The 24,514-nt window shown below is 69.6% G+C and carries 26 protein-coding genes; 20 read left to right on the top strand and 6 right to left on the bottom strand.

The features are described from left to right. The first annotated feature begins 175 nt into the window (after positions 1 to 175). The 16 genes from prfA to ACFYXC_RS08735 all read left to right on the top strand — a co-directional run bounded on the left by prfA (position 176) and on the right by ACFYXC_RS08735 (position 15,160). On the top strand, positions 176 to 1,252 hold the full coding sequence (prfA, locus tag ACFYXC_RS08810) for a peptide chain release factor 1 (RefSeq protein ID WP_388912625.1): 1,077 nt from the start codon (positions 176 to 178) through the stop codon (positions 1,250 to 1,252). 85 nt (positions 1,253 to 1,337) lie between these two features. Beyond that, on the top strand, positions 1,338 to 2,177 hold the full coding sequence (prmC, locus tag ACFYXC_RS08805) for a peptide chain release factor N(5)-glutamine methyltransferase (RefSeq protein WP_388912628.1): 840 nt from the start codon (positions 1,338 to 1,340) through the stop codon (positions 2,175 to 2,177). 102 nt (positions 2,178 to 2,279) lie between these two features. Further along, the gene (locus tag ACFYXC_RS08800) at positions 2,280 to 2,927 is read left to right on the top strand and encodes an L-threonylcarbamoyladenylate synthase (RefSeq protein ID WP_388912634.1); all 648 of its coding nucleotides are present in this window, start codon (positions 2,280 to 2,282) and stop codon (positions 2,925 to 2,927) included. Continuing rightward, complete coding sequence (locus tag ACFYXC_RS08795) at positions 2,924 to 3,604, top strand: protein-tyrosine-phosphatase (RefSeq protein ID WP_388912637.1); 681 nt, start codon at positions 2,924 to 2,926, stop codon at positions 3,602 to 3,604. Before ACFYXC_RS08800 ends, ACFYXC_RS08795 begins: the two co-directional genes overlap by 4 nt. Before the next feature lie 101 nt (positions 3,605 to 3,705). Further along, complete coding sequence (gene glyA / locus ACFYXC_RS08790) at positions 3,706 to 4,959, top strand: serine hydroxymethyltransferase (RefSeq protein ID WP_388912640.1); 1,254 nt, start codon at positions 3,706 to 3,708, stop codon at positions 4,957 to 4,959. A gap of 126 nt (positions 4,960 to 5,085) precedes the next feature. After that, on the top strand, positions 5,086 to 6,459 hold the full coding sequence (locus tag ACFYXC_RS08785; RefSeq protein ID WP_388912643.1) for an MraY family glycosyltransferase: 1,374 nt from the start codon (positions 5,086 to 5,088) through the stop codon (positions 6,457 to 6,459). A 297-nt stretch (positions 6,460 to 6,756) separates the two neighbouring features. After that, positions 6,757 to 7,194, top strand: a complete 438-nt coding sequence (locus ACFYXC_RS08780) for a hypothetical protein (RefSeq protein ID WP_388912646.1) — start codon at positions 6,757 to 6,759, stop codon at positions 7,192 to 7,194. Between the two features lie 225 nt (positions 7,195 to 7,419). Then, positions 7,420 to 8,241 (top strand): F0F1 ATP synthase subunit A, encoded by an 822-nt coding sequence (gene atpB, locus ACFYXC_RS08775; RefSeq protein WP_351769579.1) that lies wholly within the window; start codon positions 7,420 to 7,422, stop codon positions 8,239 to 8,241. A 75-nt stretch (positions 8,242 to 8,316) separates the two neighbouring features. After that, positions 8,317 to 8,556, top strand: coding sequence for an ATP synthase subunit C (locus tag ACFYXC_RS08770; protein WP_055538220.1), 240 nt, complete (start codon positions 8,317 to 8,319; stop codon positions 8,554 to 8,556). Positions 8,557 to 8,600: 44 nt separating this feature from the next. Continuing rightward, complete coding sequence (locus ACFYXC_RS08765; protein WP_388912650.1) at positions 8,601 to 9,161, top strand: F0F1 ATP synthase subunit B; 561 nt, start codon at positions 8,601 to 8,603, stop codon at positions 9,159 to 9,161. Beyond that, positions 9,158 to 9,973 carry a F0F1 ATP synthase subunit delta gene (locus ACFYXC_RS08760; protein WP_388912653.1) on the top strand — a complete coding sequence of 272 codons (816 nt, stop codon included), beginning with the start codon at positions 9,158 to 9,160 and terminating at the stop codon, positions 9,971 to 9,973. The genes ACFYXC_RS08765 and ACFYXC_RS08760 overlap by 4 nt, the downstream gene beginning before the upstream one ends. A gap of 147 nt (positions 9,974 to 10,120) precedes the next feature. Then, complete coding sequence (gene atpA / locus ACFYXC_RS08755; protein ID WP_388912656.1) at positions 10,121 to 11,713, top strand: F0F1 ATP synthase subunit alpha; 1,593 nt, start codon at positions 10,121 to 10,123, stop codon at positions 11,711 to 11,713. 20 nt (positions 11,714 to 11,733) lie between these two features. Beyond that, positions 11,734 to 12,651 (top strand): F0F1 ATP synthase subunit gamma, encoded by a 918-nt coding sequence (locus tag ACFYXC_RS08750; RefSeq protein WP_388912658.1) that lies wholly within the window; start codon positions 11,734 to 11,736, stop codon positions 12,649 to 12,651. Next, positions 12,651 to 14,087, top strand: a complete 1,437-nt coding sequence (gene atpD, locus ACFYXC_RS08745; protein WP_388912661.1) for a F0F1 ATP synthase subunit beta — start codon at positions 12,651 to 12,653, stop codon at positions 14,085 to 14,087. The genes ACFYXC_RS08750 and atpD overlap by 1 nt, the downstream gene beginning before the upstream one ends. A 123-nt stretch (positions 14,088 to 14,210) precedes the next feature. Beyond that, positions 14,211 to 14,585: a F0F1 ATP synthase subunit epsilon gene (locus ACFYXC_RS08740; protein WP_217456820.1), complete on the top strand. Its 375-nt coding sequence runs from the start codon at positions 14,211 to 14,213 to the stop codon at positions 14,583 to 14,585. Between the two features lie 128 nt (positions 14,586 to 14,713). Beyond that, positions 14,714 to 15,160 (top strand): DUF2550 domain-containing protein, encoded by a 447-nt coding sequence (locus tag ACFYXC_RS08735; RefSeq protein ID WP_388912664.1) that lies wholly within the window; start codon positions 14,714 to 14,716, stop codon positions 15,158 to 15,160. A gap of 87 nt (positions 15,161 to 15,247) precedes the next feature. Here the strand turns inward: ACFYXC_RS08735 and ACFYXC_RS08730 are convergent, their stop codons facing one another. The 3 genes from ACFYXC_RS08730 to ACFYXC_RS08720 all read right to left on the bottom strand — a co-directional run bounded on the left by ACFYXC_RS08730 (position 15,248) and on the right by ACFYXC_RS08720 (position 19,044). Then, entirely contained in the window at positions 15,248 to 17,086 is a 1,839-nt protein-coding gene (locus ACFYXC_RS08730; RefSeq protein WP_389548616.1) for a glycosyl hydrolase family 18 protein, read from the bottom strand. A 105-nt stretch (positions 17,087 to 17,191) separates the two neighbouring features. Then, entirely contained in the window at positions 17,192 to 17,833 is a 642-nt protein-coding gene (locus tag ACFYXC_RS08725; protein WP_389548613.1) for a response regulator, read from the bottom strand. After that, the gene (locus ACFYXC_RS08720) at positions 17,830 to 19,044 is read right to left on the bottom strand and encodes a sensor histidine kinase (protein WP_389548610.1); all 1,215 of its coding nucleotides are present in this window, start codon (positions 19,042 to 19,044) and stop codon (positions 17,830 to 17,832) included. The genes ACFYXC_RS08725 and ACFYXC_RS08720 overlap by 4 nt, the downstream gene beginning before the upstream one ends. Before the next feature lie 152 nt (positions 19,045 to 19,196). Between ACFYXC_RS08720 and ACFYXC_RS08715 the strand changes: the two genes are divergently transcribed. Continuing rightward, positions 19,197 to 19,751: a hypothetical protein gene (locus ACFYXC_RS08715; RefSeq protein WP_389548607.1), complete on the top strand. Its 555-nt coding sequence runs from the start codon at positions 19,197 to 19,199 to the stop codon at positions 19,749 to 19,751. Positions 19,752 to 19,860: 109 nt separating this feature from the next. Here the strand turns inward: ACFYXC_RS08715 and ACFYXC_RS08710 are convergent, their stop codons facing one another. The 3 genes from ACFYXC_RS08710 to ACFYXC_RS08700 are packed head-to-tail and all read right to left on the bottom strand — an operon-like array spanning position 19,861 to position 21,990. After that, a complete protein-coding gene (locus ACFYXC_RS08710; RefSeq protein ID WP_389548604.1) occupies positions 19,861 to 20,433 on the bottom strand; it encodes a cob(I)yrinic acid a,c-diamide adenosyltransferase in 573 nt (190 codons plus the stop codon). Positions 20,434 to 20,446: 13 nt separating this feature from the next. Continuing rightward, on the bottom strand, positions 20,447 to 21,193 hold the full coding sequence (locus ACFYXC_RS08705; RefSeq protein ID WP_389548602.1) for an ABC transporter permease: 747 nt from the start codon (positions 21,191 to 21,193) through the stop codon (positions 20,447 to 20,449). 5 nt (positions 21,194 to 21,198) lie between these two features. Then, positions 21,199 to 21,990, bottom strand: a complete 792-nt coding sequence (locus tag ACFYXC_RS08700; RefSeq protein WP_389548599.1) for an ABC transporter ATP-binding protein — start codon at positions 21,988 to 21,990, stop codon at positions 21,199 to 21,201. A 90-nt stretch (positions 21,991 to 22,080) separates the two neighbouring features. Here ACFYXC_RS08700 and ACFYXC_RS08695 point away from each other — a divergent pair, with 90 nt between their 5' ends. The 3 genes from ACFYXC_RS08695 to ACFYXC_RS08685 all read left to right on the top strand — a co-directional run bounded on the left by ACFYXC_RS08695 (position 22,081) and on the right by ACFYXC_RS08685 (position 24,316). Beyond that, on the top strand, positions 22,081 to 22,722 hold the full coding sequence (locus ACFYXC_RS08695) for a TetR/AcrR family transcriptional regulator (protein ID WP_388912691.1): 642 nt from the start codon (positions 22,081 to 22,083) through the stop codon (positions 22,720 to 22,722). Positions 22,723 to 22,972: 250 nt separating this feature from the next. After that, entirely contained in the window at positions 22,973 to 23,821 is an 849-nt protein-coding gene (locus ACFYXC_RS08690) for a 3-hydroxyacyl-CoA dehydrogenase family protein (protein WP_388912694.1), read from the top strand. A gap of 171 nt (positions 23,822 to 23,992) precedes the next feature. After that, positions 23,993 to 24,316: an STAS domain-containing protein gene (locus ACFYXC_RS08685; protein ID WP_388912697.1), complete on the top strand. Its 324-nt coding sequence runs from the start codon at positions 23,993 to 23,995 to the stop codon at positions 24,314 to 24,316. The last annotated feature ends 198 nt before the right edge of the window (positions 24,317 to 24,514 follow it).

Here is a 24,514-nt window from a genome sequence, read left to right as displayed (position 1 = left end):
CCGACCAGGGGGCGAAGGGACCGGCGCTTTGCGGTGCGGTCCCTTCGCCCCCCCCGCCGCAGCCCTTCCCCCGCTCTCGCCCGCGATCGAGCAGGGGAATCCCAAGCCGAACCCCCATGCCGTACCTACGCCCCGAGCCCGAGAAGGTGCCGGGGGCAGTCCATTGGAGCCGGAGATGTTCGAGGCGGTCGAGGAACTCATCGGCGAGCACGCCGATCTGGAGAAGAAGCTCGCTGACCCGTCGGTGCACGCCGACCAGGCCAACGCGCGCAAGCTCAACAAGCGCTACGCGGAGCTGACCCCGATCGTCGCGACCTACCGCTCCTGGAAGCAGACCGGTGACGACATCGAGACGGCGAAGGAGTTCGTCGCCGACGACCCCGACTTCGCCGCCGAGGTCAAGGAGCTGGAGAAGCAGCGCGAGGACCTGACGGAGAAGCTGCGGCTGCTCCTCGTCCCGCGCGACCCCAGCGACGACAAGGACGTCATCCTCGAGATCAAGGCGGGCGCGGGCGGCGACGAGTCCGCGCTGTTCGCCGGCGACCTGCTGCGCATGTACCTGCGGTACGCCGAGCGGGTCGGCTGGAAGACCGAGATCATCGACTCCACCGAGTCCGAGCTCGGCGGCTACAAGGACGTCCAGGTCGCCGTGAAGACCAAGGGCGGCCAGGGCGCCACCGAGCCCGGCCAGGGTGTCTGGGCCCGGATGAAGTACGAGGGCGGCGTGCACCGCGTGCAGCGGGTGCCCTCCACCGAGTCGCAGGGCCGTATCCACACCTCCGCCGCCGGTGTGCTCGTCACGCCCGAGGCCGAGGAGGTCGACGTCGAGATCCACGCGAACGACCTGCGGATCGACGTCTACCGCTCCTCGGGGCCCGGCGGTCAGTCCGTCAACACCACCGACTCCGCGGTGCGCATCACGCACATTCCCACCGGAGTCGTCGCCTCCTGCCAGAACGAGAAGAGCCAGCTGCAGAACAAGGAGCAGGCGATGCGTATCCTGCGCTCCAGGCTCCTCGCCGCGGCGCAGGAGGAAGCGGAGCGGGAGGCCGCGGACGCCCGCCGCAGCCAGGTCCGCACCGTCGACCGCTCCGAGAAGATCCGTACGTACAACTTCCCGGAGAACCGCATCTCGGACCATCGCGTCGGGTTCAAGGCGTACAACTTGGACCAGGTCCTCGACGGTGAACTCGACGCGGTGATCCAGGCGTGCGTGGACGCCGACTCGGCGGCCAAGCTGGCCGCCGCGTAACCACGCTCCAGCTCAACAGACCGCCCAGCCCCGGAGGACCAGCGTGCAGCAACATTTTGGGGGGCGACCCCCGAACCCCCGCGGCGTGCTGCTCGCGGAAGTCGCCCAGGCTACCCAGCGGCTGGCCGACGCGGGCGTGCCCTCGCCGCGCAACGACGCCGAGGAGCTCGCCGCGTTCGTGCACGGTGTGAAGCGGGGCGAGCTGCACACCGTCAAGGACGCGGACTTCGACGCCCGGTACTGGGAGGTGATCGCGCGCCGCGAGGCGCGCGAACCGCTCCAGCACATCACCGGGCTCGCCTACTTCCGGTACCTGGAGCTGCAGGTCGGGCCGGGGGTGTTCGTGCCCAGGCCGGAGACCGAGTCCGTGGTCGGCTGGGCCATAGACGCCGTCCGCGCGATGGACGTCGTGGAGCCGCTGATCGTCGACCTGTGCACCGGCTCGGGCGCCATCGCGCTCGCCCTCGCGCAGGAGGTGCCGCGCTCGCGCGTGCACGCCGTCGAGCTGTCCGAGGACGCCCTGCGGTGGACCCGCAAGAACGTCGAGGGGTCCAGGGTCGACCTGCGCCAGGGGAACGCCCTGGACGCCTTTCCCGACCTCGACGGCCAGGTGGACCTCGTCATCTCCAACCCGCCGTACATCCCGCTCACCGAGTGGGAGTACGTCGCTCCCGAGGCCCGGGACCACGACCCCGAGCTCTCCCTGTTCTCGGGAGAGGACGGCCTCGACCTGATCCGTGGTCTGGAGCGCACCGCGCACCGGCTGCTGCGTCCCGGCGGTGTGGTCGTCGTCGAGCACGCCGACACCCAGGGCGGCCAGGTGCCGTGGATCTTCACCGAGGAGCGGGGCTGGGCCGACGCCGCCGACCACCCCGACCTCAACAACCGGCCCCGGTTCGCGACCGCCCGCAGGGCGATGCCATGACCACGGCGACTTCCTGCCCGGACGGCGCGGCCGGCGTGGACGACGTAGAAACCGTTAGATACGCGGCCGACGGGGCCCGCGTGCTCGAGGAGGCTTGCTGATATGGCACGGCGATACGACACCAACGACGCGACCGACCGTACGACGGGTCTGCGCGAGGCCGCGTCCGCCGTCCGCCGCGGCGAACTCGTCGTGCTGCCGACCGACACCGTGTACGGGGTCGGCGCCGACGCGTTCAGCTCGGAGGCCGTGTCCGACCTGCTGGAGGCCAAGGGCCGCGGCCGGAACATGCCCACGCCCGTCCTCATCGGCTCCCCGAACACGCTGCACGGCCTGGTCACGGACTTCTCCGAGATGGCCTGGGAGCTCGTCGACGCCTTCTGGCCGGGCGCGCTGACCCTCGTCGCCAGGCACCAGCCGTCCCTCCAGTGGGATCTCGGGGACACCCGTGGCACCGTCGCCGTGCGCATGCCGCTGCACCCGGTGGCCATCGAGCTGCTGACCGAGGTCGGCCCGATGGCCGTCTCCTCCGCGAACCTCACGGGACACCCGTCCCCCGAGGACTGCGACGCCGCCCAGGAGATGCTCGGGGACTCCGTCTCCGTGTACCTGGACGGCGGCCCCACCCCCGGCATCGTCCCGTCGTCGATCGTCGACGTGACGGGCAAGGTGCCGGTGCTGCTGCGGGCCGGGGCACTGTCGGCCGAGGAGCTGCGCAAGGTCGTACCCGACCTCGAGGTGGCGAATTGACAGCCCCTGACGCGGGGCGTGGCATAGGTACGGGGACGGGGAACTCGGGGGCTTACGGCGACGGGGCCTTCGGTGACTCCTCTTTTCGCATCCTCCACGTCAGCACCGGCAACGTGTGCCGCTCGCCGATCACCGAGCGGCTGACCCGGCATGCCCTGGCGGACCGGCTCGGCGACCCCCTGTGGGGCGGCCTGATCGTGGAGAGCGCCGGTACGTGGGGGCACGAGGGCGCGCCCATGGAGGCCAACGCGGAGACCGTCCTCGCGGACTTCGGCGCGGACGCCTCCGGCTTCGTGGGCCGTGAGCTCCTCGACGAGCACGTCATCCGGGCCGACCTGGTGCTCACCGCGACCCGCGACCACCGCGCCCAGGTCATCTCCATGGGCCATTCGGCGGGCCTGCGCACCTTCACCCTGAAGGAGTTCACCCGCCTGGTCCGCGCCATAGACCCGACGACCCTGCCTCCGCTGGACGACGGCATGGTCGAACGCGCCCGTGCCCTGGTCCGCGCCGCGGCGGCGCTACGCGGGTGGCTCCTGGCCCCGACGGCGGAAGCGGACGAGGTCTACGACCCGTACGGCGCCCCCCTCCCGTTCTTCCGCTCGGTGGGCGACGAGATCAACCAGGCGCTGGACCCGGTGGTCACGGCGCTGACGGGGGTGCCGGCCCGCGCCTGAGCGGGTGGGCTCGTGGAGCGGGTGGACGCGACGGCGGGCGCGTGCGGGGAGTCGGTCCTACATTGGACTCAGCGTCCCCCCGCCGAGGTCCGGAGTCCGCCATGCCGGTCGCACACACGCTTGAAGGTCCGCTGCCGGCCGAGGTGCTCGGCCGACAGGATCCGGAGCTGGCCGAGATCCTCCTCGCGGAGCTGACACGGCAGACGACGTCGCTGCAACTGATCGCCGCCGAGAACTTCTGCTCGCCGGCCGTGCTGGCCGCGCTGGGCTCGCCGCTCGCCAACAAGTACGCCGAGGGGTATCCCGGCGCCCGGCACCACGGCGGCTGCGAGATCGTCGACGTGGCCGAGCGCGTCGCCGTGCAGCGCGCCAAGGCCCTCTTCGGCGCCGAGCACGCCAACGTGCAGTCCCATTCCGGGAGTTCGGCCGTCCTGGCCGCGTACGCCGCCCTCCTGCGCCCCGGTGACACCGTGCTCGCGATGGGCCTGCCGCACGGCGGGCACCTCACGCACGGGTCGCCCGCGAACTTCTCCGGCCGCTGGTTCGACTTCGTCGGCTACGGCGTCGACCCGGAGAGCGGGCTCATCGACTACGAGCAGGTGCGGGCGCTGGCCCGCACCCACCGGCCCAAGGCCATCGTGTGCGGTTCCATCTCCTATCCCCGGCACATCGACCACGCCGCCTTCCGCGAGGTGGCGGACGAGGTCGGCGCGTACCTCATCGCCGACGCCGCCCACCCCATCGGCCTGGTCGCCGGGGGAGCGGCGCCCGACCCGGTCCCGTACGCCGATGTGGTGTGCGCGACCACGCACAAGGTGCTGCGGGGCCCGCGCGGCGGCATGCTGCTGTGCGGGAGCGGGCTCGCCGAGCGGGTGGACCGGGCGGTGTTCCCCTTCACCCAGGGCGGGGCGCAGATGCACACCGTCGCCGCGAAGGCCGTCGCGTTCGGGGAGGCGGCAACACCGGCGTTCCGCGCGTACGCCCATCAGGTGGTCGCGAACGCGCGGACGCTCGCGCGGGCTCTGGCCGCCGAGGGGCTGGAGGTCACCACCGGCGGCACCGACACCCATCTGCTGACCGTCGACCCGGCACCGCTCGGCGTGGACGGCCGGACCGCCCGCGGCCGTCTCGCGGCCGCCGGAGTGGTCCTCGACACCTGCGCGCTGCCCCACCCCGACGTGCGGGGACTGCGCCTGGGCACGGCCGCCGTCACCACCCAGGGCATGGGGGAGGCGGAGATGGCGCGGATCGCCGTGCTGTGCGCGACCGCCCTGCGGGACGAGGCCGCGGGCCGCCGGGTCCGTGAAGAAGTGCGGGACCTCACCGGGAGATTTCCGCCCTATCCCGGTCAGTGAGGGGTGGGCGGGCGTCGGCGCACAGCCACTCGTGAAACCATCGGCCCTACCCGGAAGTCCCCAACCGTATGCGCACGAAGCTAGGGTGTGGGGCTGAGATGGCCGGCGAGACCTGTGGGGAAGCCCGTGCGTGAATACCTCCTGACGCTCTGCATCACGGCCGCGGTGACGTACCTGCTGACAGGGCCGGTCCGTAAGTTCGCGATCGTGGCCGGAGCGATGCCGGAGATCCGGGCACGTGATGTGCACCGAGAACCCACCCCGCGCCTGGGCGGCATCGCGATGTTCTTCGGACTGTGCGCCGGTCTGCTGACCGCCGACCATCTGACGAACCTCAACGAGGTGTTCACCGACTCCAACGAGCCGCGTGCCCTGCTGTCCGGCGCAGCCCTGATCTGGCTGATCGGTGTCCTGGACGACAAGTTCGAGATCGACGCCCTGATCAAGCTCGGTGGCCAGATGATCGCCGCCGGCGTCATGGTCATGCAGGGTCTGACGATCCTGTGGCTGCCGATCCCCGGCGTCGGCTCGGTCTCGCTGACCCAGTGGCAGGGCACCCTGCTGACCGTCGCGCTGGTCGTGATCACCATCAACGCCGTGAACTTCGTCGACGGCCTCGACGGCCTCGCCGCCGGCATGGTGTGCATCGCGGCCGCGGCCTTCTTCATGTACGCGTACCGCATCTGGTATGGCTACGGCCTGGAGTCGGCGGCCCCCGCCACGCTGTTCTCCGCGATCCTCATGGGCATGTGCCTCGGCTTCCTGCCGCACAACATGCACCCCGCCCGCATCTTCATGGGCGACTCCGGCTCGATGCTCATCGGCCTCGTCCTGGCGGCCGGTGCCATCTCCATCACTGGCCAGATCGACCCCGACGCGATGAACCTGTTCGCGGGGTCGGAGAAGGAGGCCGTGCACCAGACGGTGCCGGTCTACATCCCGCTGCTGCTGCCGCTGACGATCATCGCGGTGCCGGCGGCCGACCTCGTGCTCGCCATCGTGCGGCGCACCTGGCGCGGCCAGTCGCCGTTCGCCGCCGACCGCGGCCACCTGCACCACCGGCTGCTGGAGATCGGGCACTCGCACAGCAGGGCCGTGCTCATCATGTACTTCTGGTCGGCGCTGATCGCGTTCGGAGCCCTCGCCTACTCGGTGAACTCGGGTGCCATGTGGATCGTGCTCGGCATCATGGGGCTCAGCGCGGTGGGCCTGGTCCTGCTCCTGCTGCCGCGCTTCACGCCGCGCACCCCGCGCTGGGCCGAGCACCTCGTGCCGCCCCGCTACCGCCGGCGCAGGGCCGTGGACGTGTCCGAGGAGGGCACCCCGGCCGTCGCGTACGCGAAGGGTGAGGAGCCGCACGGCGAGGCAGGCGGCGGAGATGCCCCGGGTGAGGAACGCCGCACTCCGGTGTCCGTGGGTGTCTCGGGGGCCAACGGGGCGACCGCTCTCGGCAGCCGTGCGCGGCTCCTGGACGAACGCGGGGCCGGAACGTCCCGCTGACGCGAGGTAAGAATCGTGCAAGAGCCCTCGCGGGGAGGGCTCGTCGATAACGCCCCATTACCAGACAAGAGGGTCACTTGCTTGCACAGACGTGCATGTTCACCCTCATGTGTGACACCGAGCACACCAACCAGGTAAAGACCTCATCAAATAGTTTGTGATACGGTTCACGAGAACCCAGGACAGAGCCGAAGGACCGCAGTGCGACGGTTCATCGGCGGTGAGGTTCTCTCTCTGTCCGGGACTACGCTCGTCCATGACGACACCTGCCCCCTTGAGCAAAGCGGAGTTGCCGCCATGCCGTCCAATGACGTCCGGAATCTCCTCCAGGCCGCTGTGCCCACAGCTGCCGTCGGCGCGATCGCAGCCGTCGTCAGCGGTGTGGTCGCGGGTGGCAAGGGGGCGGTCGGGGCGGTCGTGGCGACGCTGGTCGTGATCCTCTTCATGGGTATCGGGCTGTACGTCCTGCAGCGCGTCGCGAAGTCGCTTCCGCACCTTTTCCAGGCGATGGGTCTGATGCTCTACACGGCACAGATTCTTCTGCTGTTCATCTTCATGGCGACCTTCAAGAACACGACGCTGTTCAACCCCAGGGCGTTCGCCGCCACGCTTCTCGTCACCACGCTCGCGTGGATCGGCGCCCAGGCGCGTGCCCACATGAAGGCCAAGATCCTTTACGTCGAACCCGACTCCTCGAAGGGCGACAAGCCCGAGAAGACGGGGCACTCGTCGTGAGGGGTAGGGCCGGGATAAAGGCACGTCGGGGATCCTGCTATCGTCCGGTGCCAACTGCGGCATCGCGGGCGCGGGCATCTGAGCTGACGCCTGCTCTAGCGCGAGGCTCGATGCCCTCTTGCCGCCCCCACATCCGTACCACCAGTCCAGTGCCGAACCGCGGCTGTCCGCCGCGCCGACACAACGAGGTTGCCGTACCCATGCGCCACGCTGAAGGAGCCCGCGGTGAGTGCTGACCCGACGCAGGTGCTCGCCTTCGAGACCGACTGCCACATCTTCGACGGCTGTGGATTCCCGGCTCCCGGCCTGCACTCGTTCCTGTTCGAGCCCATCTGGGGCCATCAGGACGACGCCGTCTACTTCAACAAGACGATGTTGCTGGCGCTGCTCGGCTCCGTCATCATCATCGGCTTCTTCTGGGCCGCCTTCCGCAAGCCGCAGGTGGTTCCGGGGAAGCTGCAGATGGTGGCCGAGGCGGGCTACGACTTCATCCGACGCGGGATCGTGTACGAGACGATCGGCAAGCGCGAGGGCGAGAAGTACGTTCCGCTCGTCGTCTCGCTGTTCTTCTTCATCTGGATGATGAACCTCTGGTCGATCGTCCCGGTCGCCCAGTTCCCGGTGACGTCGATCATCTCGTACCCGCTGGTTCTCGCCCTGATCGTCTACATCCTGTGGGTCTCGCTGACGTTCAAGCGGCACGGATTCGTCGGTGCCTTCAAGAACTTCACGGGATACAACAAGGAGCTCGGCGCGGTCCTGCCGCTGGCGATGGTCATCGAGTTCTTCTCGAACCTGCTCGTCCGGCCGTTCACCCACGCCGTGCGACTCTTCGCGAACATGTTCGCGGGCCACACGCTGCTGCTGCTCTTCACGATCGCCAGCTGGTACCTGCTCAACGGCCTCGGGATCGCCTACGCGGGTGTCTCGTTCATCATGGTCATCGTGATGACGGCCTTCGAGCTCTTCGTCCAGGCCCTTCAGGCGTACGTCTTCGTACTCCTGACCTGCACCTTCATCCAGGGCGCGCTCGCCGAGCACCACTGAGCACCCGCCTCCCCAACCCCGCAGACGTCCGGTGGCCAACCCCCACCGGTCCTTGAAAGAGAAGGAAGAACTGGCATGTCCTCGACTCTTGCCGCTGTCACCGGTGACCTCAAGGCGCTCGGCTCCATCGGCTACGGTCTCGCCGCCATCGGCCCCGGCGTCGGCGTCGGCATCATCTTCGGTAACGGCACCCAGGCCCTGGCCCGCCAGCCCGAGGCCGCCGGCCTCATCCGCGCCAACCAGATCCTCGGCTTCGCCTTCTGTGAGGCGCTCGCCCTCATCGGTCTGGTCATGCCGTTCGTCTACGGCTCCTGAATTCTTCAGGCTGACGACCAGCAACCCAGACGAAAGGCAACGATATGAGCCAGCTGCTCATTCTGGCGGCCGCTGAGGGGGAGGCAGAGAACCCCCTCATCCCGCCGATCCCCGAGCTCGTCATCGGCCTGCTCGCCTTCGTCATCGTCTTCGGCTTCCTCGCCAAGAAGCTCCTCCCGAACATCAACAAGGTTCTGGAGCAGCGCCGCGAGGCCATCGAGGGCGGTATCGAGAAGGCCGAGGCCGCGCAGACCGAGGCCCAGAGCGTGCTCGAGCAGTACAAGGCTCAGCTCGCCGAGGCCCGGCACGAGGCCGCGAGACTGCGCCAGGAGGCGCAGGAGCAGGGCGCCACGCTCATCGCCGAGATGCGCGCGGAAGGCCAGCGGCAGCGCGAGGAGATCATCGCCGCCGGTCACGCCCAGATCGCGGCCGACCGCAAGGCCGCCGCGTCCGCGCTGCGCCAGGACGTGGGCCAGCTGGCCACCGAACTGGCCGGCAAGCTGGTCGGCGAGTCCCTCGAGGACCACGCCCGGCAGAGCCGCACCATCGACCGTTTCCTCGACGGTCTCGATGACAGCGCCTCGAAGGCCGAGGCGTCGCGATGAACGGAGCGAGCCGCGAGGCTTTGGCCGCCGCACGTGAGCGTCTCGACGCGTTGACGGACTCGACGTCCGTGGACGCGGCGCGGCTCGCCGACGAGCTGGCCGCCGTCACCGCGCTGCTCGACCGCGAGGTGTCGTTGCGTCGGGTCCTCACCGACCCGGCGCAGGCGGGCGAGGCGAAGGCCGAACTGGCCGGACGCCTCCTCAGCGGCCAGGTCAGCGGCACCACCGCCGACCTGGTGGCCGGTCTGGTGCGCTCCCGCTGGTCGCGGTCGCGTGACCTGGTCGACTCCGTCGAGGAGCTGGCCGACACCGCCGACCTCACGGCGGCGCAGCGGGCGGGTGCCCTCGACGACGTGGAGGACGAGCTGTTCCGGTTCGGCCGGATCGTCTCCTCGAACACCGATCTGCGCGCCGCGCTGACCGACCGGGGCGCCACGACCGCGGCCAAGAGCGAGCTGCTGCGCAGCCTGCTCGGCGGCCGGGCCGACGCCGTCACCGAGCGGTTGGTCACGCGCCTTGTGGCAGCGCCCCGGGGACGTAGCCTGGAGTCGGGACTCGAGTCCCTGTCCAAGCTCGCCGCCGAGCGCCGCAACCGCATGGTCGCGGTCGTCACCTCGGCGGTCCCGCTGAGCGACGTGCAGAAGCAGCGCCTCGGCGCCGCCCTCACGAGGCTCTACGGCCACCCGATGCACCTCAACCTCGACGTGGACCCCGAGGTCCTCGGCGGGATCCGGGTGCAGGTCGGCGACGAGGTCATCAACGGCTCGATCGCGGACCGGCTCGAGGACGTCAGCCGCCGCATGGCGAGCTAGCAGCACCTCACGACGCGTACGGACAAGAACCAAGCAGTACACCGCAGTGCTTACGGCCCTGGTTGGGCCGTGCAGAGGATTCCTGGGGGAACAACCCCAGACCCCCCAAGAAAACTTCGGGCCCAACAAGGAGAGCAGGGAACCCAGATGGCGGAGCTCACGATCCGGCCGGAGGAGATCCGGGATGCGCTGGACACCTTCGTCCAGTCGTACAAGCCGGACGCGGCCTCGCGCGAGGAGGTCGGTACGGTCACCCTTGCCGGCGACGGCATCGCGAAGGTCGAGGGGCTGCCCTCGGCCATGGCCAACGAACTGCTGAGGTTCGAGAACGGCACCCTCGGTCTCGCGCTGAACCTGGAAGAGCGCGAGATCGGCGCGGTCGTCCTCGGCGAGTTCAACGGCATCGAGGAGGGACAGCCGGTCACGCGTACCGGCGAGGTCCTGTCCGTGGCCGTCGGCGAGGGCTACCTCGGCCGCGTGGTCGACCCGCTCGGCACGCCGATCGACGGTCTCGGCGAGATCGAGACGTCCGGACGCCGCGCCCTCGAGCTGCAGGCCCCGGGCGTCATGGCCCGTAAGTCGGTGCACGAGCCGATGGAGACCGGCTACAAGGCCGTCGACGCGATGACCCCGATCGGCCGTGGCCAGCGTCAGCTGGTCATCGGTGACCGGCAGACCGGCAAGACCGCTCTGGCCGTCGACACGATCATCAACCAGCGCGACAACTGGCGCACGGGCGACCCGAAGAAGCAGGTCCGCTGCGTCTACGTCGCCATCGGCCAGAAGGGCTCGACCATCGCCTCCGTGCGTGGCGCCCTCGAAGAGGCCGGCGCGCTGGAGTACACGACCATCGTCGCCGCCCCGGCGTCCGACCCGGCCGGCTTCAAGTACCTGGCGCCGTACACCGGTTCGGCCATCGGCCAGCAGTGGATGTACGAGGGCAAGCACGTCCTCATCATCTTCGATGACCTCTCGAAGCAGGCCGACGCCTACCGCGCCGTGTCCCTGCTGCTCCGCCGTCCGCCGGGGCGCGAGGCGTACCCCGGTGACGTCTTCTACCTGCACTCCCGTCTGCTCGAGCGCTGCGCGAAGCTCTCGGACGAGATGGGCGCGGGCTCGATGACCGGTCTGCCGATCGTCGAGACGAAGGCCAACGACGTCTCGGCGTTCATCCCGACCAACGTCATCTCCATCACCGACGGCCAGTGCTTCCTGGAGTCGGACCTGTTCAACGCCGGTCAGCGCCCCGCGCTGAACGTCGGTATCTCCGTCTCCCGAGTCGGTGGTTCCGCACAGCACAAGGCGATGAAGCAGGTCTCCGGCCGACTGCGCGTCGACCTCGCCCAGTTCCGTGAGCTGGAGGCGTTCGCCGCCTTCGGTTCCGACCTGGACGCCGCGTCGAAGGCGCAGCTGGAGCGCGGTCAGCGGATGGTCGAGCTGCTCAAGCAGGCTCAGTACCAGCCGATGGCCACCGAGGACCAGGTCGTCTCCGTGTGGGCCGGCACCACCGGCAAGATGGACGACGTCCCGGTGAACGACATCCGCCGCTTCGAGAAGGAGCTCCTGGAGTACCTGCACCGCAAGGAGCAGGGCCTCATGACCTCCATCAAGGAGGGCGGCAAGATGTCGGACGACACCCTGCAGGCCATCGCCGACGCGATCGCGGACTTCAAGAAGCAGTTCGAGACGTCGGACGGCAAGCTGCTCGGCGAGGACACCCCTGCCGCTGCGGGCAAGTGACGACGGAAGGGACCTGACTCATGGGAGCCCAGCTCCGGGTCTACAAGCGTCGCATCAAATCCGTCACCGCGACCAAGAAGATCACCAAGGCGATGGAGATGATCGCCGCCTCGCGCGTCGTCAAGGCGCAGCGCAAGGTGGCGGCCTCCACGCCGTACGCGACCGAGCTCACCCGCGCGGTCACGGCGGTCGGGACCGGTTCGAACACCCAGCACCCGTTGACCACGGAGGCTGAGACGGCGACCCGTTCCGCGGTGCTGCTCCTCACGAGCGACCGCGGACTGGCCGGCGCCTTCAACTCGAACGCCATCAAGGCGGCGGAGAAGCTGACCGCCCGCCTGGAGGCCGAGGGCAAGGAGGTCGACACGTTCATCGTCGGCCGCCGCGGTCTGGCCCACTACAACTTCCGGGAGCGCAAGGTCTCGGAATCGTGGTCGGGCTTCACCGACGAGCCCTCGTACGCGGACGCGAAGAAGGTCGCCGTTCCGCTGATCGAGGCCATCGAGAAGGAGACGGCGGACGGCGGCGTGGACGAACTCCACATCGTCTACACCGAGTTCGTCTCGATGATGACGCAGACGGCGGTCGACAGCCGCCTGCTGCCGCTCAGCCTCGAAGAGGTAGCGGAGGAGACGTCCACCAAGGACGAGATCCTCCCGCTGTACGACTTCGAGCCGTCGGCGGAGGACGTCCTCGACGCTCTTCTGCCGCGGTACGTCGAGAGCCGTATCTACAACGCGCTGCTCCAGTCGGCTGCTTCCAAGCACGCCGCCACCCGCCGCGCGATGAAGTCGGCGACCGACAACGCGGGAGACCTGATCACTTCACTCTCCCGACTTGCCAACGCGGCCCGCCAGGCCGAAATCACCCAGGAAATCAGCGAGATCGTCGGTGGCTCCGCAGCCCTGGCCGACGCGACCGCGGGGAGTGACAGGTAATGACGACGACAGTTGAGACGGCCGTTGCCACGGGCCGCGTCGCCCGGGTCATCGGCCCGGTCGTCGACGTGGAATTCCCCGTCGACGCCATGCCGGAGATCTACAACGCCCTTCACGTCGAGGTGGCCGACCCGGCCAACGCCGGCGAGAAGAAGACGCTGACCCTCGAGGTCGCCCAGCACCTGGGCGACGGTCTGGTCCGCACCATCTCCATGCAGCCCACCGACGGTCTGGTCCGCCAGGCCGCGGTGACCGACACCGGCAAGGGCATCAGTGTCCCGGTCGGCGACTTCACCAAGGGCAAGGTGTTCAACACCCTCGGCGAGGTGCTGAACTCCGACGACGCGTACGACGGCGAGCGCTGGTCCATCCACCGCAAGGCCCCGGCGTTCGACCAGCTCGAGTCGAAGACCGAGATGTTCGAGACCGGCCTGAAGGTCGTCGACCTGCTGACCCCGTACGTCAAGGGCGGCAAGATCGGTCTGTTCGGTGGTGCCGGTGTCGGCAAGACCGTGCTGATCCAGGAAATGATCATGCGTGTCGCCAACCTCCACGAGGGCGTCTCCGTCTTCGCGGGCGTCGGTGAGCGCACCCGTGAGGGCAACGACCTCATCGCGGAGATGGAGGAGAGCGGTGTTCTCGACAAGACCGCTCTCGTCTTCGGTCAGATGGACGAGCCCCCGGGCACCCGGCTGCGCGTGGCCCTGGCCGGTCTGACCATGGCGGAGTACTTCCGCGATGTGCAGAAGCAGGACGTGCTGTTCTTCATCGACAACATCTTCCGCTTCACCCAGGCCGGTTCCGAGGTCTCCACCCTGCTCGGCCGTATGCCGTCCGCGGTGGGTTACCAGCCGAACCTGGCCGACGAGATGGGTCAGCTGCAGGAGCGCATCACCTCGACGCGTGGTCACTCGATCACGTCGATGCAGGCGATCTACGTCCCCGCGGACGACCTGACCGACCCGGCCCCGGCCACCACGTTCGCCCACCTCGACGCGACGACGGTGCTCTCCCGTCCGATCTCCGAGAAGGGCATCTACCCGGCCGTGGACCCGCTGGACTCCACGTCCCGCATCCTGGACCCGCGCTACATCGCGCAGGACCACTACGAGGCCGCCATGCGCGTCAAGACGGTCCTGCAGAAGTACAAGGACCTCCAGGACATCATCGCGATCCTCGGTATCGACGAACTGGGCGAGGAGGACAAGCTCGTCGTCCACCGTGCCCGTCGGGTGGAGCGCTTCCTGTCCCAGAACACCCACGCCGCCAAGCAGTTCACCGGCGTCGACGGGTCGGACGTCCCGCTGGAGGAGTCGATCGCGGCGTTCAACGCGATCATCGACGGCGAGTACGACCACTTCCCGGAGCAGGCGTTCTTCATGTGCGGTGGCATCGAGGACCTCAAGGCCAACGCCAAGAACCTCGGCGTCTCCTGAACCACGCGGTGAGAGGGGCGGGGCCGTGCCTCGCGGGGCGGGTCCCGCCCTCCTCACCACGCCCATTAGACTTTGACCCAACACCCGGCAGCGAACGCCGGGTGGTGACCCGAGGAGCCCACCTTGGCTGCTGAGCTGCACGTCGAGCTCGTCGCCGCGGACCGCAGTGTCTGGTCCGGCGAGGCCACCCTGGTCGTCGCGCGTACCACGTCCGGCGACATCGGCGTCATGCCCGGCCACCAGCCGCTGCTCGGTGTGCTGGAGTCGGGCCCGGTGACCATCCGTACGAGTGATGGTGGAACGGTCGTCGCCGCGGTGCACGGCGGTTTCATCTCGTTCGCGGACAACAAGCTGTCGCTGCTGGCCGAGATCGCCGAGCTGTCGGACGAGATCGACGTCCAGCGTGCGGAGCGGGCGCTCGAGCGCGCGAAGTCGGACGCCGACGCGTCCGCCGAGCGCCGCGCGGACGTCCGACTGCGGGCGGTGTCTGCGCACTGATACCGGCGCGCAGAAGGAAGTGACTCAGCCGCGGCCAGGACCGGAGCTTTTCCGGACCGGGTCGCGGCTGAGGCGATGCGGGTACTTTTTCCCTTTCCGTTACCTAGGAGACGAGGAGGTCGGTGTCGATGGTCCTCGCTCTGGCTGTGTTCGGGTCGCTGGTAGTGCTGCTGGCCCTCGGACTGTTCCTCTTCGGCCTGCGGCGCAGAGTGATCCAGCGCTCGGGCGGCACCTTCGACTGCAACCTCCGCTGGAACGTCCCCGAGGGAGGGGACACCAGCGGCAAGGGCTGGGGTTACGGCATCGCCCGCTACAGCGGCGACCGCATCGAATGGTTCCGCGTCTTCTCGTACGCGCTGCGGCCGCGCCGCGTCCTCGAACGCTCGGCGATCGAGGTGGCGGGCCGGCGGACTCCCGGCAGTGAGGAGGAGCTGGCGCTGCTCTCCGACTCGGTCATCCTCGCCTGTGTCCATCGCGGTACGCGCCTGGAACTGGCCATGACCGAGGACGCGCTGACCGGTTTCCTCGCCTGGCTGGAAGCGGCGCCGCCCGGGCAGCGGGTGAATGTGGCTTAACCATTCACTCACTGCCCGGGCTCTGTCGTTACTTGTCTGCGGGTGCGTCGTGGCTGGGCGCGCAGTTCCCCGCGCCCCTACGGGGCGCTATTGGTTCAGGCCGTTGTTGATGGCCGTCACCAGTTCACCGTTGCCGGTGTCGCCGCTGAACTCCCAGAAGAACGCGCCGCCCAGGCCCTGGTTCTTGGCCCAGGCCATCTTGGAGTTGATGGTGGCCGGGGTGTCGTAGCTCCACCAGTTGTTGCCGCAGAAGGCGTAGGCCGTGCCGGCGATCGTGCCGGTGGCGGGGCAGGTGTTCTTGAGGACCTTGTAGTCCTCGATGCCCGCCTCGTACGTGCCGGGTGCCGCGCCGGTCGCCGAGCCGCCGGGGGCGGCCTGGGTGACGCCGGTCCAGCCGCGCCCGTAGAAGCCGATGCCGAGGAGCAGCTTCTTCGCGGGGACACCCTTGCTCTTGAGCTTGGCGATCGCGTCGGCCGAGTTGAAGCCGGCCGTCGGGATGCCGCTGTACGACGTCAGCGGCGAGTGCGGGGCGGTCGGGCCGTCCGCGTCGAAGGCGCCGAAGTAGTCGTACGTCATCACGTTGTACCAGTCGAGGTACTGCGAGGCGCCGCCGTAGTCGGCCGCGTCGATCTTGCCGCCGGAGGATCCGTCGGCGGTGATGGCCGCGGTGACCAGGTAGTTGCTGCCGAACTCGGTGCGCAGCGCCTGGCTGAGGGTCTTGAAGGAGCTGAAGCCCGAGGTGTCGCAGGTCAGGCCGCAGGCGTTCGGGTACTCCCAGTCGATGTCGATGCCGTCGAAGACGTCGGCCCAGCGCGGGTCCTCCACGACGGCCTTGCAGGACTTGGCGAACGCGGCCGGGTTCTGCGCGGCCTGGCCGAAGCCGCCGGAGTAGGTCCAGCCGCCGAACGAGTACAGCACCTTGATGTGCGGGTACTTCGCCTTCAGCTGGCGCAGCTGGTTGAAGTTGCCGCGCAGCGGCTGGTCCCAGCTGTCGGCGGTGCCGCTGACCGACTGGTCGGCGGTGTACGCCTTGTCGTACGCGGCGTAGGTGTCGTCGACGGTGCACTGACCGTTCTTGACGTTGCCGAACGAGTAGTTGATGTGGGTGATCTTCGACGCGGAGCCGGAGGTTACCAGGTTCTTGACGTGGTAGTTCCGGCCGTAGACGCCCCACTCGGTGAAGTAGCCGAGCTTGATCTTGTCGCCGGTGGGCGGCTCGGTGGTGCCGCCGGTGGTGCGTACGGCGGTCGCGCCGCTGGCGGGTCCGGTCTGGTCCGCGGTGTCCCGGGCCTGGACCGTGTACGAGTAGTCGGTGCCGGCGGTCAGGCCGGTGTCGCTGTAGGTGGTGCCGGTCACCGTGGAGACCTTGGCGCCGTCGCGCAGGACGTCGTAGTTCTTGACGCCCTTGTCGTCGGTGGCCGCGCTCCAGGAGAGTTTCACCGAGGTGTTGGTGATGTCGGAGGCGGTCGGCTTGCCGGGGGCGGAGGGCGCGCTGTCGCCGGGGACCGAGGGGCCGCCGTCACAGCTGCCGCCGTTGAGCTTGCAGTTGAGGGGGGAGCCGGTGCCGGAACCGTTGAAGCCGAAGGAGAGGGAGGCGCCGGGTGCGAGGGTGCCGTTCCAGGACTTGTTCTTGGCGGTCCAGTGGGAGCCGGAGCTGGTGACGTCGGCGTCCCAGGCGGAGGTGACCGAGGTGCCGGAGGGGAAGTCCCACTCGACGGTCCAGGAGCTGAGGGCCGTGGTGCCGGTGTTCTTGACGGTCCACTTGCCCTCGAAGCCGCTGCCCCAGTCCTGGGTCTTGGCGTAGGTGGCGGTCGCCGAGGTGGCGGCCGAGGCGGGGCTCGCGAGCCCGACCAGGGCGGCAAGCGGCAGCAGCAGGGTGGTGAACCCCGCGACGGCTCTGTGTCCGAGTCTGGGTCTGAGGCGCATCCGCGTCTCCTTGGGGGAGTTTGATGAGGTGCGCAGGACAATAGAAAGGTCTGGACCATAGGTCAATAGGTCCAGACCACTGAGAGGGTGCGGTGCGGCTACTTGTTACACGCCCAACTCCTGAGCCAGAACAGCCGCTTGCACCCGGCTGCGCAGCTCCAGCTTGCCCAGCAGGCGGCTGACGTGCGTCTTCACGGTGGCCTCGGCCATGTCGAGCCGTATACCGATCTCCGCGTTCGACAGGCCCTCGCCCAGGCAGGACAGGACCTCGCGTTCCCGCCGGGTCAGCGCGTCGAGGACGGACGGGTCGACCCTCGGCTCCCGTACCGGCCGCGCGGCGAACTCGGCGATCAGCCGGCGGGTGACCGCGGGCGAGATCAGGCCCTCACCGCCCGCCACCGTGCGGACCGCCTCCAGCAGGTGACGGGCCTCGGTGTTCTTCAGCAGAAAGCCGGCGGCGCCCGCGCGCAGCGCGCCGAACACGTACGCGTCGAGGTCGAAGGTGGTCAGTACGAGGACGTCCGCGAGGCCCTCGGCGACGACCTGGCGGGTGGCGGAGACGCCGTCGAGGCGGGGCATCTGGACGTCCATCAGGACGAGGTCGGGCCGCAGTTCCCTGGCCAGGGCCACCGCCTGCTCGCCGTCCGCGGCCTCGCCGACCACCTCGATGTCGGGGGCGCTGCGCAGGATGAGGACCAGACCGGCGCGTACGGCGGACTGGTCCTCGGCGACGAGGACACGGATCATGCGGTTTCTCCTTCGGTGATCGGGAAGGTGGCGCGGACGGCCCAGGTCCCGCCGGTCTCCGAGTCCGCGGCGCCGCCCGTGGGTCCGCCTTCGGGGCCGGCCTCGAACGTGCCGTGCAGCAGCGCCACCCGCTCGCGCATCCCGATCAGGCCCGCACCCGAACCGGGAGCGCGCGGGCCGTCGTCCCGCACGCCGCCGAACGGGCTGCGTACGCACACGTCCAGGGCGTGGTCGCGCTGGACGAGGGAGACGGTGACCCGGCCGGGGGAGGCGTGCTTGAGGGCGTTGGTCAGGGACTCCTGCACGATGCGGTAGGCGGCCAGTTCGACCGGGGCGGGCAGCGCCGTGTGCGTGCGGTCGAGCTGCACGTCGAGTCCGTTGGCGCGGGCGTGGTCCACGAGGGTGCCGAGTCCGTCGAGGGTGGGCGCGGCGGCCGGCTCGGTGTCACCGCTGCTGTCGCGCAGTATGCCGATGAGGCGGCGCATCTCGGCCAGCCCTTCGACGCTGTTCTCGCGGATCACGCCGAGGGCCTGCTGCGAGGTGTCCGGGTCGTCGAGGGAGAGCGCGGCCGTGGAGTGGATGGCGATCGCCGACAGGTGGTTGGCCACCATGTCGTGCAACTCCCGTGCCATGCGCGCCCGTTCGGCGGTCACGGCCTGGACGCGGTCGATCTCGGCGAGCAGGGCGGTCTGTTCGGCGCGCAGCCGGGCGGCCTCGGCGGCGTCACGGTGGTTGCGCACGACCCAGCCGGTGGCGCCGGGGGTGAACGCCACGACACCGATGACCACGCCGATCAGCAGCGCCTCCGGCTTCCGCCAGAGGGCGACCGGCACGATCGTGCCGAGTACCGTGAGCAGCCCGCTGATCCACAGGACACGGCGGGCGGTGGCGGGCGGACCGTACAGCACGGCCGCGTACACGAGGTCGGTGAACATCACGACCGTCACGAGACTGCCCTGCGTGACGGTGTCCAGGGTCAGCGCCGCGCCACCGATCAACAGACCGGTGCGCGGGTGGGTCCGGCGCAGCAGCTCGCAGCCCGCGGTGACCGTGAGCGGCAGCAGGACCGGCCAGCGGCCCGCCCAGAGCACGAGGTCCTCGGTGGCCGGCCGGGTGTCGAGACCGGCGCCCCAGAGGAGGAGTCCGCCGAGCAGTCCCGCGAGGGCGATGCGTACGTCGTCGCGGTGCGGGCGGGGGCGTCGTCCGGGCATGACTCCATCCAACACGCACGTCCCCCTCGTCGCCTGATCCCGGGGAACGGTCCGCGAGTACATCGAAGGATGCAGGGCCACCTCGTCACCGGTGACGACGATCGGCGGCGTGCTCCGCGGGAGCCTGGAAGGGTGATCGAGAGGAGCGAGCCGTGATCGTCACGCTGATCGTCGTCTGCGAGGTCGGGTTCTGGGTGCTGCTGGCCGCGGGCCTGGCCTTCCGCTACCTGCTGCGGATGCCCCGCACGGGTCTGGCCCTGCTGCTGTGCGAGCCGCTCCTGGAGGTCGTGCTGCTGGTGGCCACGGCGCTGGATCTCAAGGGGGGCGCCGAGCCGAACTGGACGCACGGGCTGGCCGCGCTGTACATCGGGTACACCGTCGGGCACGGGCACCGGACGGTGACGTGGCTCGACGGGCACGCGGCCCACCGGCTCGGTGGTGCGGCGCCCCCGGCGGGGCCGCCCCGGTACGGGCTGGCCCGGGCGCGGCACGAGGGCAGGGTGTGGGTGGGGTCGGTGGTGGCCGCGGCCGTCGCCACCGGCCTGTTGCAGGCGGCGATCCGGTACGTCGACGACCCGGGGCGGGTCGGGTCCCTGGAGAGCTGGCAGTTCGTGGCGTGGCGGGCGGCCGGAATCCACGGGGTGGTGGCGCTGACGTATCTGGTGTGGCCGAAGAAGGAGCCGGCGGCGGACCTGACGAAGCGGTGACTCGGGTGGAGTGCCGGGTGCGGGCGGGTGGGGGCCGGTCGCGCAGTTCCCCGCGCCCCTGAAGAGCGGGGGCGCGGCCCGTCTGTGCCGTTCCCCGCGCCCTCAGGACTCAGCGCTCGCCGCCCGGGACCCAGAGGACGTCCCCCACCTCCTTGTTGGCCGTCCTGGCCAGGATGAAGAGGAGGTCCGAGAGGCGGTTGAGGTAGGTCGCCGTCAGGGGATTCATCACCTCGGCGTGGGACTCCATGGCGGCCCACGTCGAGCGTTCCGCGCGCCGGACCACCGTGCACGCCTGGTGCAGGAGCGCCGCGCCGGGGGTGCCGCCGGGGAGGATGAAGGAGCGGAGCTTCTCCAGCCGTTCGTTGAAGCGGTCGCAGTCCGCCTCCAGCCTGTCGATGTAGAACTGCTCGACGCGCAGGGGCGGGAACTCGGGATTCTCGACGACCGGTGTGGACAGGTCCGCCCCCACGTCGAACAGGTCGTTCTGGACGCGGGAGAGGACCTGCACGATCTCCTCGTCGAGGCCGCCGAGAGCGATGGCCGTACCGAGGGCCGCGTTCGCCTCGTTGGCGTCGGCGTACGCCGAGATCCGCGGATCCGTCTTGGCGGTGCGGCTCATGTCGCCGAGGGCCGTGGTGCCCTGGTCGCCGGTCCTGGTGTAGATGCGCGTCAGATTGACCATGCGGCCAGCCTAGTTAGGCTCCGGCCGTCCGGAACACGCGTGTGCCCACCGTCACGGCGAGGACGGCGAAGCCGGCGGCCACCAGGACGCCGTACCCCATGGAGGCGGTGGCGTACGAGCCGGTGTACGCCTCCCGCATCGCGTCCACCGGATGGCGCAGCGGCATGACGTGCGAGAGGGCGTCCAGCCAGCCGGGCGCCAGCGACATGGGCAGCAGGAGGCCGGACAGCAGCATGGAGGGCATGGTCACGGCGTTGACGGTCGGGCCGAACGCGTGGGGCGCGGCGGTCCGCATGGCCAGCGCGTAGGAGAGCGAGGCCAGCGAGACGCTCAGCAGGGCGACGAACGCGAAGCCGATCAGGATGCCCGCCACGGGTGCGCGCAGGCCCATCGCCACGGCGGCCAGGACCAGCAGGACCGCCTGGACGACGAGGACGGCCGCGTCGCGCAGCACCCGGCCGAGCAGGAGCGCGAGCCGGCTGACCGGGGTGACGCGCATCCGCTCCACGACCCCGTGGTTCTTCTCCACGATGATCATGAATCCGGCGAACGAGGCACTGAACAGGCCGAGTTGCAGCAGCAGGCCCGGTACGAGGACCTGCCAGGAACTCCCGTCGCCCAGCGGCAGGTCGGTGAGCAGGGGGCCGAAGAAGAGCAGGTGGAGCAGCGGCATCAGGACGCCGAAGAGCATCGCGAACCGGGAGCGCAGGGTCTGGCGCAGATAGCGTCCGAAGATCAGCGCGGTGTCGTGGAGCAGCATGTCTGTCAGACCCCCTGCAGGGATGCCGGGGTGGCGTCGGCCGGGGCGGGGGCGCGGCCGGTGATCGCGAGGAAGGTGTCCTGGAGCGTCGCGTCGATCGACCCGCCGTGACGGAGCTTGAGCGCGCTCGGCGTGCCCTCCGCCACCACGACACCCCGGTCGACGATCACGAGCCGGTCGGCCAGCGCGTCCGCCTCGTCGAGGTAGTGCGTGGTGAGGAAGACCGTGGTGCCGTACGTGTCGCGCAGTCGCCGCACGAGATCCCAGAGGTCCGCGCGGCTCGCGGGGTCGAGGCCCGTGGTCGGCTCGTCGAGGAAGAGCACCCGCGGGCGGTGGGTGAGGCCGAGCGCGATGTCGAGCCGGCGGCGCTGCCCGCCGGAGAGGGCCGCCGTCCTCCGGTCGAGGAGTTCAGTCAGGCCGAGGTCCCGGGCCAGCTCGTCCGCGCGCTCCACCGCCTGCTCCTTCGTCAGGCGGTAGAGGCGTCCCTGGGTGACCAGCTCCTCGCGTACGGAGACCTGGGGGTCGACCCCGCCCGACTGCGCCACGTATCCGCAGACGCGGCGGACGCCCGCGGGGTCGGTGGCCAGGTCGTGGCCGGCGACGGTGGCGGCGCCGCCGGTGGGTGGCAGCAGGGTGGTGAGCATTCGGAGCGTGGTCGTCTTGCCCGCTCCGTTCGGGCCGAGGAGGCCGAGGATCTCGCCCGCCCCGACGGTGAGGTCGATGCCGCGGACCGCCTCGACGGGTCCGTTCTTGGTCTGGAAGGTCCGGGCCAGGCCGGCCGTGCTGATGATGGGCATGCGCCAAGAAAAACAGAGGGACTTGAATTTTGCAATGGCCCCAAAATTTGAGGAGCATCAAAATGTCGGGATCCGGCCTACGATGAGGCCATGGCAGAGGGGCTCAGGGAGCGGAAGAAGCGCGAGACCAGGCAGCGCATCTCGGACATCGCCACGGGGCTGTTCCTGGAGCACGGCTTCGTCACCGTGACGATGGTCGACGTGGCGGACGCCGCCGACGTGTCCGTGAACACCGTCTACAACTACTTCCCCGCGAAGGAAGACCTCTTCTTCGACCGCAGCAAGGGCGTGATCGACCGACTCTCGCGCTGGGTGGGCGGCCGCAGCCCCGGCGAGTCGGCGGCCGCCGCCGTGCTGCGCGAACTCCGCGCGGAGGTCGAGGCCGTCTCGCCGCACGTCGGCCTGATGGAGGGGTACGACCGCTTCATGCGCGTCATCCACGACGCGCCCGCCCTCCGCTCCCGCCTGTGGAGCCTCCAGCAGGAGGTCCACGACAACCTGGAGGCGGCCCTGCGCGCGGAGACCGGCGCGGCCCCGGACGATCCGACGCCGGGCCTGATGGCGGGCCAGATCGGCTGGCTGCACGGGACCGTCATGAGCGCGGTCGGCCGGGAGATGATGGCCGGGCGCGATCCGGCCGAGGTCTCCCGCGAGGTGCTGGCCCTTCTCGACCACATGGAGGACCTCTTGAGCGAGAAGGTCCTCAACTACGCCGTACGGGCGGCGGACTGAGCCGCCCGGTGTGATGTCCGTCCGATGAGACGTGACGCGCGTTACTTACCGGTCACACGGCACCTCACGAGCGCTAAGGTCCGCCGGAGAGGCAACCCGGCCGACCACGGGACGCGTTGTTCGGGACCGCCTCGCGATGTCAACGCCGGTCTTCCGGGTCGGCCCGTACGCCGCCCGGGGTCCGGGGTCGCGCGGCAGCAGCCGCACAGGGACGCGGCCCCGGGGAAGAAGCAGCAGGGGAGTCGGAACAGTGGCAGGGAAGCTCGCCGTCATCGGAGCCGGACTCATGGGGTCCGGTATCGCCCAGGTCGCCGCACAGGCCGGCTGGGACGTCGTCCTGCGGGATGTCACCGACGAGGCGCTGACCCGTGGCACCGACGGCATCAAGTCCTCGTACGACAAGTTCGTGAGCAAGGGGAAGCTGGACGCCGACGCGGCCGGACAGGCGCTGGCCCGGATCACCACGACCACCGATCTGGACGCGGTCGCGGACGCCGACATCGTCGTCGAGGCCGTGTTCGAGAAGCTCGAGGTCAAGCACGAGATCTTCCGGACGCTCGACGGGCTGGTGAAGGACGGGACCGTACTCGCCTCCAACACCTCCGCCATCCCGATCACCAAGATCGCGGCGGCCACCGGGCGCCCGGAGCGGGTCGTCGGCGTGCACTTCTTCTCGCCGGTCCCGATGATGCGGCTCTGCGAGCTCGTCCGGGGCTACAAGACGAGCGACGAAACCCTCGCCCGCGCGCGGGAGTTCGCCGAGTCGGTCGGCAAGACCTGCATCGTCGTCAACCGGGACGTGGCCGGCTTCGTGACCACCCGGCTCATCTCGGCACTCGTCGTCGAAGCGGCCAAGCTGTACGAGTCGGGCGTGGCCACCGCCGAGGACATCGACCTCGCCTGCAAGCTGGGCTTCGGGCACGCCATGGGCCCCCTCGCCACCGCCGACCTCACCGGTGTCGACATCCTGCTGCACGCGACCGGCAACATCTACACCGAGTCCCAGGACGAGAAGTTCGCCCCGCCGGAACTGATGCGCCGGATGGTTGACGCCGGTGACATCGGACGCAAGAGCGGGCAGGGCTTCTACACCTACTGACCCACGTACTGACTCTGTGGTGAACCTCAGCCCGTCGCGCCGTCACTCGTGAGGGTGGTTTCGGTATCGGTTCGCTCACGGAGGGCAACTTCTGCCCCGGTACCGCAGTCAGTCCTTGCACCGGACACGACGAAGACGCCGCGTACGAACACGCACTCTCGGGGAGCGCATATGCACATCAGGGGCGACCACGCCGAGCTGGTCGTCGGGGGCCGCCTCGACGTCCGCAGCGCGGCGGACGCCCGTACGGTCCTGCACTCGGCCATCGACGACGGCGTCGGCGACCTGGTGCTCGACCTGTCAGAGCTGGACTCCTGGGACGCCACCGGACTCGGTGTCATCATGGGGGCCCACCGACGGTCGGGGCGGTGCGGCCGGAGGCTTGTGCTGCGCGGCGTCCCGCCGCAGATGCAGCGCCTCCTCGTGGCCACCAGGCTCCACCGCATCCTGGCGGTCGAAGGCGGTATCGGGGTCGAGTCGCTGCCCCGGGTGTGACGCCCGTGCGCGGCTGCGCGTCACTGCCGCAAACGGCGAAGACCGGATCGGAAGCGGCGTACGAAATCCGTACCTCGCGAACAATCCTCACGAAGCTGTGACGTCTCGGACGGCGCGGTACCCCGTGTGTTCGGAGATACTGTGCGAAGGTTTAGGGTTCGGCTGCCCGCGTCATGATGAACCCTTGAGCGGGCACCG

Source organism: Streptomyces sp. NPDC002701 (assembly GCF_042889045.1).
Taxonomy (GTDB): domain Bacteria; phylum Actinomycetota; class Actinomycetes; order Streptomycetales; family Streptomycetaceae; genus Streptomyces.
The sequence above is the reverse complement of the archived record's forward strand: the minus strand, read 5'-3'. Positions and strand labels throughout refer to the sequence as shown.